The organism is Burkholderia cenocepacia (assembly GCF_014211915.1).
GTDB lineage: Bacteria > Pseudomonadota > Gammaproteobacteria > Burkholderiales > Burkholderiaceae > Burkholderia > Burkholderia orbicola.
In genome coordinates this window covers 1,073,720-1,082,076 of record NZ_CP060041.1, presented here as the reverse complement: position 1 = coordinate 1,082,076, position 8,357 = coordinate 1,073,720, and the positions used below count along the sequence as shown (strand labels likewise).

Annotated in this window: 8 protein-coding genes; 4 read left to right on the top strand and 4 right to left on the bottom strand. The window is 69.4% G+C overall.

Going from position 1 to position 8,357, the window contains the following annotated elements:
* Window positions 1-38 precede the first annotated feature (38 nt).
* From SY91_RS35650 to SY91_RS34075, 4 genes are all read left to right on the top strand, one after another.
* Complete coding sequence (locus SY91_RS35650; RefSeq protein WP_409557541.1) at window positions 39-764, top strand: porin; 726 nt, start codon at window positions 39-41, stop codon at window positions 762-764.
* A gap of 130 nt (window positions 765-894) precedes the next feature.
* Window positions 895-2,151 carry a sulfite dehydrogenase gene (gene soxC, locus SY91_RS34085; RefSeq protein WP_006481260.1) on the top strand — a complete coding sequence of 419 codons (1,257 nt, stop codon included), beginning with the start codon at window positions 895-897 and terminating at the stop codon, window positions 2,149-2,151.
* Window positions 2,144-2,668: a c-type cytochrome gene (locus SY91_RS34080; protein ID WP_043887735.1), complete on the top strand. Its 525-nt coding sequence runs from the start codon at window positions 2,144-2,146 to the stop codon at window positions 2,666-2,668. The genes soxC and SY91_RS34080 overlap by 8 nt, the downstream gene beginning before the upstream one ends.
* A gap of 79 nt (window positions 2,669-2,747) precedes the next feature.
* Complete coding sequence (locus SY91_RS34075; RefSeq protein ID WP_023476614.1) at window positions 2,748-3,935, top strand: LLM class flavin-dependent oxidoreductase; 1,188 nt, start codon at window positions 2,748-2,750, stop codon at window positions 3,933-3,935.
* A 54-nt stretch (window positions 3,936-3,989) separates the two neighbouring features.
* On the opposite strand, the gene SY91_RS34070 is transcribed toward SY91_RS34075, so the two are convergent.
* The 4 genes from SY91_RS34070 to SY91_RS34055 all read right to left on the bottom strand — a co-directional run bounded on the left by SY91_RS34070 (window position 3,990) and on the right by SY91_RS34055 (window position 8,357).
* Window positions 3,990-5,207: an acyl-CoA dehydrogenase family protein gene (locus SY91_RS34070; RefSeq protein ID WP_023476613.1), complete on the bottom strand. Its 1,218-nt coding sequence runs from the start codon at window positions 5,205-5,207 to the stop codon at window positions 3,990-3,992.
* A 159-nt stretch (window positions 5,208-5,366) separates the two neighbouring features.
* A complete protein-coding gene (locus SY91_RS34065; protein WP_023476612.1) occupies window positions 5,367-6,254 on the bottom strand; it encodes an ABC transporter permease in 888 nt (295 codons plus the stop codon).
* A complete protein-coding gene (locus SY91_RS34060; protein WP_023476611.1) occupies window positions 6,251-7,258 on the bottom strand; it encodes an ABC transporter ATP-binding protein in 1,008 nt (335 codons plus the stop codon). Before SY91_RS34060 ends, SY91_RS34065 begins: the two co-directional genes overlap by 4 nt.
* Before the next feature lie 67 nt (window positions 7,259-7,325).
* Window positions 7,326-8,357, bottom strand: coding sequence for an ABC transporter substrate-binding protein (locus SY91_RS34055; RefSeq protein WP_011545454.1), 1,032 nt, complete (start codon window positions 8,355-8,357; stop codon window positions 7,326-7,328).

Here is an 8,357-nt window from a genome sequence, read left to right as displayed (position 1 = left end):
ACGACAACCTGAACCAGAGCTTCCGGTTGAACAACGCGGTGAAGTTCCGCAGCGACACGATCGCCGGCTTCACGGCCGATCTGCTCTATGCATTCAGCAACCAGGCCAATGGCGGCACGGGCACCGGGTTCTCGAACAACAACGCGTGGGGCGCATCGGCGAACTACGTGAACGGCCCGCTGTCGATCGGCGGCGGCTATGTGCGGTTCAATCATCCGAATGCGGCGTCGAACACCAGCGGCGCGGTGGGCGGCGCGACCTCGACCACCGGCAACGACTACAGCGGCGCATTCTTCTACGGGCTGAACGGCGGCGTACTGAAGCAGCAGATCGGCGCGGTGGGCGCGAACTACGCGCTCGGCCCCGCGACGCTCGGCTTCGCATGGAGCCACACGCAGCTCAACTATCTCGACGGCTCGTCGCGCAAGTTCAACAACTACGACGTGAACGCGCGCTACCAGATCACGCCGGCGACGACGCTGATCGGCGTCTATACGTTTACCGACGGGCGCGCGAGCGGCCTGCCGGGCACGAGCGGCCAGACGCTGAAGCCGCGCTGGCACCAGTTCACGCTCGGGTTCGACTATGCGCTGTCGAAGCGCACCGATATCTACGTGTCGGGCATCTACCAGCTCGCGGCCGGCGATGCGAGCACCGCGACGTCGGGCGGCTATCGCAAGATCGCGGCGATCTCGAACATCGGCAGCGCGTCGTCGACGAACCGCCAGCTTGCGTTCGTCAGCGGGCTGCGCGTGAAGTTCTGAGGGCACGCGCGTCGGGCGCGGCGCAATCGTCACGATAAGCAAAGCGGGAATCGTTGTTTGCCGTGCCGCGCCCGGTTGCCGAGAATGATCGTTTGTCCGCGCGGCTCCCGCGCGCCACACGCATTCGACCATGACCGATTCCCGTTTTCCTCCCCGTGCGCCGCGCTCCGGCCGGCGTGCGGCGCTGCGCCAGCTCGCCGGCGGCTGGGCAGCCGCGATGCTGCCCGCCGGCGGTGCGCTCGCGAGCGAGCCGCTCGACGTGCCGCCGTGGACGCGCACGCCCGGTGCGCCGCTGCTGTCGCCACCCTACGGCGTGCCGGGGCAGCACGAGCGCGACGTGATTCGCCGCAGCGCCCGCACGCCGGCGCTGCCCGGTTCCGGCTCGTCGATGACGCCGCTCGCCGACCTGTTCGGCGACATCACGCCGAACGGGCTCGTCTATGAGCGTCATCACGCGGGCGTGCCGGACATCGATGCGCAACGCCATCGCGTCGTCGTGCACGGCCTGGTGCGCGAGCCGCGCGTCTTCACGCTCGACGACCTGCTGCGCTTTCCGTCCGAATCGCGCATTCACTTCCTCGAATGCTCGGGCAACACGGGCAGCGAATGGAACGGCCCGAGCGGGCTGCCGGTTCAGTTCACGCACGGGTTGCTGTCGTGCTGCGAATGGACCGGCGTCCGGCTGTCGACGCTGCTCGACGAGACAGGCATCGACGCCGACGCACGCTGGCTGCTCGCCGAAGGCGCGGACGGCGCGGCGATGACGCGCAGCCTGCCGCTCGACCGGATTCTCGAGCGCGCGCTGGTCGTCTATGCGCAGAACGGCGAACGGCTGCGCCCGGAGAACGGCTACCCGGTGCGGCTGATCGTGCCGGGTTTCGAAGGCAACACGAACATCAAGTGGCTGCGGCGGCTGAAGCTGGTGCGGGCGCCGGAGATGACGCGCGAGGAAACGTCGAAATACACGAATCTGCTGCCGGATGGCTGCGCGCGCCAGTTCGTGTTCGAGATGGACGCGAAGTCGGTCATCACGCGGCCGTCGGCCGGCCATCGGCTCGCCGCGCACGGCTACTACCCGATCAGCGGCTACGCGTGGTCGGGCCGCGGCCGGATTCGCGCCGTCGACGTGTCGACCGACGGCGGCCGCACGTGGCGACCGGCGCGGCTCGCCGGCGACGTACGCGATCGTGCGCTGACGCGCTTCGAAGCCGACTGGGTGTGGCGCGGCGAGCCGGCCGACCTGCAAAGCCGGGCGACCGACGAGACCGGCTACGTGCAGCCGACCCGCGACGCGCTCGTCGCCGCGCGTGGCCTGAACTCGCAGTATCACTACAACGGCATCCAGAACTGGCGCGTCGGCACGGACGGCGAGGTGCGCAATGCGTAAGCCGCTCGCCTGCCTCCTTGCAGCCTGCGCGATGACGTCGAGCGCGTTCGGCGCCGGCTTCGGTCTCGGCCAGCCGGTCGATCGCGCGGCGCTCGCCGCGTGGGACATCGACGTCGCACCGGACGGCAGCGGCCTGCCGCCCGGCGCGGGTACGGTCGCCCGCGGCGGCCACGTGTTCGCGGACAAGTGCGCGATGTGCCACGGCGCCGGCGGCGAAGGCGGCGTCGGCGATCCGCTCGTCGGCGGCGTCGGCTCGCTCGCCAGCGCGAAGCCCAAAAAGACGGTCGGCAGCTACTGGCCGTACGCGACGACGCTGTTCGACTACATTCGCCGCGCGATGCCGTACAACGCCCCGCAATCGCTGAGCGCGGACGACGTCTATGCGGTCACCGCGTACGTCCTCCACCTGAACGGCATCGTGCCCGGCGACGCCCGGCTCGACGCGCGCACGCTGCCGCGCGTGCGGATGCCGAACCGCGACGGCTTCGTGCCCGACCCGCGGCCGGGCAAGTTATGACGCGTCTCGCGCCACTTGCCGCCGCATCGGGCCGCGCAGTCGCGCGAGTCGCGTCGCACCTTTCAGCAAGGACCCTGTGATGAGCGATTCCACCCTCGCCGCCGCGCTCGCGCCGACGCCGTTCGTCGACGTTCGTTCGCCGGCGGAATTCCCCGACAGCCCCGTCTCGCGCACGCTCGCGCAGCCGCTGATGCTCGGGCTGTTCCTGCCGATCCAGGCTGGAGGATGGAGCGCATCGACGCTGCCGCGCTCGACCGACTGGACGTTCGACTACAACGCCGATCTCGTGGCCCGCGCCGAAGCGCTCGGCTTCGATCTCGTGTTCGCGCTGTCGCAATGGCTGCCGAAAGGCGGCTACGGCGGCGTGTTCGACGGCCAGGCGCTCGATTCGTTCATGACGCTGGCCGCGCTGACGGCGCGCACCGAGCGGATCATCCTCGTCGCGACGAGCCACGTGCTCTACGGGCCATGGCATCCGCTGCATTTCGCGAAGTTCACCGCGACGCTCGACCACATTTCGCGCGGCCGCTGGGGCATCAACGTGGTGACCGGCCACCGCGCGATCGAGCACGAGATGTTCGGCTGGAACCGGATCGAACACGACCGGCGCTACGAGATGGCCGCGGAATTCCTCGATGCGGTCCAGCAGTTGTGGGCGCAACCGGACAATTTCAGCTACACGCCCGAGCTGTCGAGCTGGCGGCTGGGTGGCGCATTCGTGACGCCGAAGCCGCGCTACGGCCGCCCGCTGCTGATCAACGCGACGGGTTCCGATGCGGGCATCGCATTCGCCGCGCGCTATTCAGACATCGTGTTCGTCACGAGCCCGGCTGGCCCGGACGCCGAACGCGCGATCGATGCGCTGCCCGCGCATACCGCCCGCGTGAAGGCGGCCGCCGCCGCACGCGGCCGCACGATCCGCGCCTTGCTCAATCCGCTCGTGATCTGCCGCGAGACGGCGGCCGAAGCGCGCGCCTACCGCGACGCGATCGTCGCGCATGCGGACGAAGGCAGCTTCCATCGCTTCGACAGCGACGCGCACGCGTGGCGCGGCGGGTTCGAGCAGCGTGCGCAGGCCGCCGCGCGCGCGATCGGCGGCAACATCTCGATCACCGGGTCGCCCGAAGAAGTCGCCGATACCATCGTGCGGCTGCACCGCGCGGGCATCGACGGCATCCAGTTGAGTTTCTACGATTTCAAGCCCGACCTGGACTTCTTCGGCGAGCGCGTGCTGCCGCTGCTGCGCGAAGCCGGCTTGCGGCGTTGAAGCCGGCGCTGAAACCCGGCACGACGGCGTAGCAGCCGCCGTCGGCGGCCACCGTCAGAACACGCGCCCTTCGGTGAGGTGCGTGGTCACGCCGTTCAGCACGTAATCGCCGACCACGCGCGCCTTGTGCAGCAACGGGTTGTGGCTGAAGATCGTGCGCAGGTTGCGCCAGTGGCGATCGAAGTTGTGCTCGCGCGCCGTCGCCGACGCGCCGCCCACTTCGAACAGCCGCTCGGCCGCATGCAGCGCGAGCTTGCTGACGATCAGTTGCGTGCGCGCCGTCGCGAGCGCGCTGTCGAGTACGAGTGCATCCGCATCGGCGGCGCCCACTTCGATCGCGTCGGCGGAACGGTCGAGCACGCGCGCGTTTTCTCGCACGAGCGCGTCGATCGCATGGCTGTGCGCGGACAGCTCGCCGACGATCTGCTGGATGAAATGATCGTCGCGTGCGGTCGGCGCCGGGCTGTGCAGCGCGGGACGGCCGTGCGCGAGCACGTAGCGGCGCGCATCGGCCACCACGTTGCGCACGATGCCGGCGCCCGTCGCGACGAGATGAAGCTGCCGCAGCGCGCCGCAATGACGGCCGACGAGCGTCGACCCGTCGCGCGGGACCACTTCGTCCGCGAACACCTGCACGTCGTTCAGCAACAGGCTGCCGCTCGCGGTCATGCGCTGGCCCATGCCGTCCCAGTCGTCGAGCACCTGCAGGCCGTCGCGCGCCACCGGAATGATCACGGCGAGCGCGTCGCCCTGCTCGTTCTCCACGTTGATGCGCGCGAAATCGGCGAACGCGGTGCCCGTCGAATAGTATTTGCGGCCCGTCACGCGGTAGTGGTCGCCGTCGCGGCGCAGCACGGTCGTGTTCTCGCCCGGGCGCGACGTGCCGCGCTCGGTCGACGCGCCGCCGAAGATCGCGCCAGCGAGCACGCGCTGGAGCTGCACGTCGTTGAACGCCGTCCGCGGCGACAGCCGCAGCGTCTCGGTCTGGTCGTAGTGGATGCGCAGCGCGTGCGCGAGATTCGAATCGGCGGCCGCCAGCGTCGCGATCGTGTCGAACAGGTCGACCAGCGTGCCGCCGAGGCCGCCGCGTTCGACCGGGATCCGCAGCGCGCCCAGCGCCGAGCGTCGGAAGAGCGCGAAGCCCTCGAACGGCAGTTCGCGACGCGCCTCGCGGGGTGCGGCATCCTCGCCGATCGCGGTCGCGAGATCGGGCAGCGCGGCAAGCGCGTCGCGCAATGCGTCGCGCGGATCGACGGCATCACGGGCAGTCATTCGGCAGGTCCTTGTTGGGGGAGATCGGGGGCGAGGCAACGCGCGACACGGCGTCCGTTACACGCATCCGCCGAGTATAAGGACGCCCCCGCCGCGCGTGATAAACCGATTTCAGCTTACGTTATATACAAGCGCCGGGATTGATCGCGGACCGCCCCGTCAGTGCTGAATGCCCCAGCGGCGCACGGTCGCGCGTTCGAGCGTATCGAACACCAGATTCTCGACCAGCAGCCCGATCACGATGACGGCCGCGAGCCCCGCGAACACGCGGTCGGTATACAGCTCGTTGCGGTTCTGGAAGATGTACCAGCCGAGCCCGCCCTGCCCCGCGCTCGCGCCGAACACGAGCTCGGCCGCGATCAGCGTGCGCCACGCGAAGGCCCAGCCCACGCGCAGGCCCGACAGGATCGACGGCAGCGCGGCCGGCACGAGGATCAGCGCGATCTGGCGCAGGCCCGTGAGCCCGTAGTTGCGCCCGGCCATTTTCAGCGTGGCGGGCACGCCGACGAAGCCGGTATAGATGCTGAGCGCGAGCGGCCACAGCACCGCATGCACGAGCACGAACAGCAGGCTGCCGGTGCCGAGCCCGAACCACAGCAGCGCGATCGGCAGCAATGCGATCGACGGCAGCGGATTGAACATCGACGTGAGCATCGTCAGCAGGTCGCGGCCGATGCGCGTGGATACCGCCAGCGACGTCAGCGCGAACGCCAGCAGCACGCCCAGCGCATAGCCGCGCAGCAGCACCGACATCGAGATGCCGGTCTTGACCAGCAGTTCGCCCGACTCGATGCCCTGCACGAACGCGGCCAGCGTCGCGCCGAAGGTCGGGACGAGCAGATCGTTCGCGACGATGCGCGCGACGATCTCCCATGCGGCGATCAGCACGAGCGCGATGACGCTGCGGCGAAACCAGGCGGCGCCGGCGATGCGGCGCAGCAGCGGCGCGGGCGCCGCGCGCTCGGCGTCGGGCAGCGCGTCGAGCGTGCGCGTGTATTCGGCGCGCACGGGCGGCAGCGGCGGCACGGCCGGATCGATCGTACTCATGATGCGGCGTCCTCCGTCGTCGCTGCGTGCGGTGCATGCGGTGCATGCGGTGCGTCGGTGTCGAACAGCAGGTGGTGGATTCGCGCGACATTGTCGCGGAAGTCGCCGGTATCGACGTTCTCCAGCGAATGCTCGTGACTGTTGAGCTCCGCGCGCACGCGGCCCGGATGCGGCGACAGCAGCAGAATCCGGTTGCCGACCACCAGCGCCTCCTCGATCGAGTGCGTGACGAACAGCAGCGTGAAGCGGAATTCGTCCCACAGCCGCAGCAGTTCCTCCTGCATCTTGCGGCGCGTGAGCGCGTCGAGCGCCGCGAACGGTTCGTCCATCAGCAGCACGCGCGGCTGCATCGCCAGCGCCCGCGCAATCGCGACACGCTGCTTCATGCCGCCCGACAACGTATGCGGATAGGCGTCGGCGAACGTGCTCAGACCCACCTTGTCGAGATAGTGCAGCGCACGCTCGCGTGCTTCGGCGCGCGACAGCTTCGCGGCGGCGCGCAACGGAAACGCGACGTTCTCGACGACCGTCTTCCACGGCGGCAACTGGTCGAACTCCTGGAACACGACGATGCGGTCGGGCCCCGGCCCGCGCACGGGCCGGCCGTCGAGCGTGATCGAACCCGAGACGGGCTCGATGAAGCCGGCGACCGCCTTCAGCAGCGTCGACTTCCCGCACCCCGACGGGCCGAGCAGCACGAAGCGGTCGCTGCCGTATACGTCGAAGCTCACCTGATGCGTCGCGCGAACGATCCGCGCGCCGCTGCGGTATTCGAGGCTGACCGCGTCGATGGCGAGCAAGCGTGCGCTGTGCGCGCCGGCCTGCGCGGCCTGCGCCGCCGGCCGCCCGGCGGCACCGGCCTCGGATGCGGCGGACGCGGCCGGCGACGCGCCGCCGCGTGCCGCATACGGCGGCAACCAGGTTCGGGGAGAAGTGGCGTTCACGATCGAATCTCTTGCGGGAAAAGCATCAACATACGGCCGGGCGTCGTGCGGACCAACCATCGATTGCACATATCGAAACCGCGCCGACGCATAAGCGTCGATCGCGGCGTCACGGCATCGGCGCCGCTCAACTGCCGCCGGCCGTCGCCGGATCGTCGAAGAAGTAGTCGCGCCACGACTTCGGTTCGTTGCGGATCGCGCCGGTGCGATGCATGAACTGCGCGAGCGGCAGCGTGTTCTGCGGCGCGGTCTTGAACTGCACCTGCGGATTGCGCAGGATCTTCAGCAGCAGCGCGCGATCGATCTTCGACCCGTTCACGCGAATATAGGTATCGGCCGCGCGCTCAGGATCGGCCGCGATCTGCCGGGCGGCGTCGGCCAGCGCGGCGACGAACGCGCGGTAGGTCTTCGGGTTGTCGTCGCGGAACTTCTCGGTCGCGTACAGCACCGTCGCGGAGCTCGGGCCGCCGAGCACGTCATACGAATTCAGCACGATGTGCGCGTTCGGGTTGCCGGCAAGTTCCTGCTCCTGGAACGGCGGATTGCCGAAGTGGCCGGTGATCACGTTGCTGTTCGCGAGAATCGCGGCCGTCGCGTCCGGATGCGGAATCGCCTGCGTGAGCGGGTCGAGTTTGTCGAACTGCTTGTCGCCCCACTGCTTCGCCGCCGCGTACTGCAGCACGCGCGACTGCACCGACACGCCGACCGCCGGCACCGCGATGCGGTCCTTCGCGCTCAGGTCGGCGATCGTCTTCACGTTCGGGTTGCTGCTCACGAGGTAGTACGGAAAATTGCCGAGCGACGCGACGCCCTTCACGTTCTGCCGGCCGCGCGTGCGGTCCCACACGGTCAACAGCGGCCCGACGCCCGCGCCCGCGATGTCCACCGCGCCGGACAGCAGCGCGTCGTTCACGGCCGCGCCGCCCGACAGCCGCACCCAGTCCACCTTGATGTCGAGGCCGGCCTTGCGCCCTTCCTTCTCGATCAGTTGCTGGTCGCGCGCGACGTTCAGCATCAGGTAGACGACGCCGAACTGCTCGGCGATGCGGATGCGGCCTTCCGCATGCGCGGCTTGCGGAATGACCGCGCCCGCGAAGGCGAGCGCGGCGGTGAGCGTGGCCGCCAGCGCACGACGCGCCGGCAAGAACGAAAACGACAT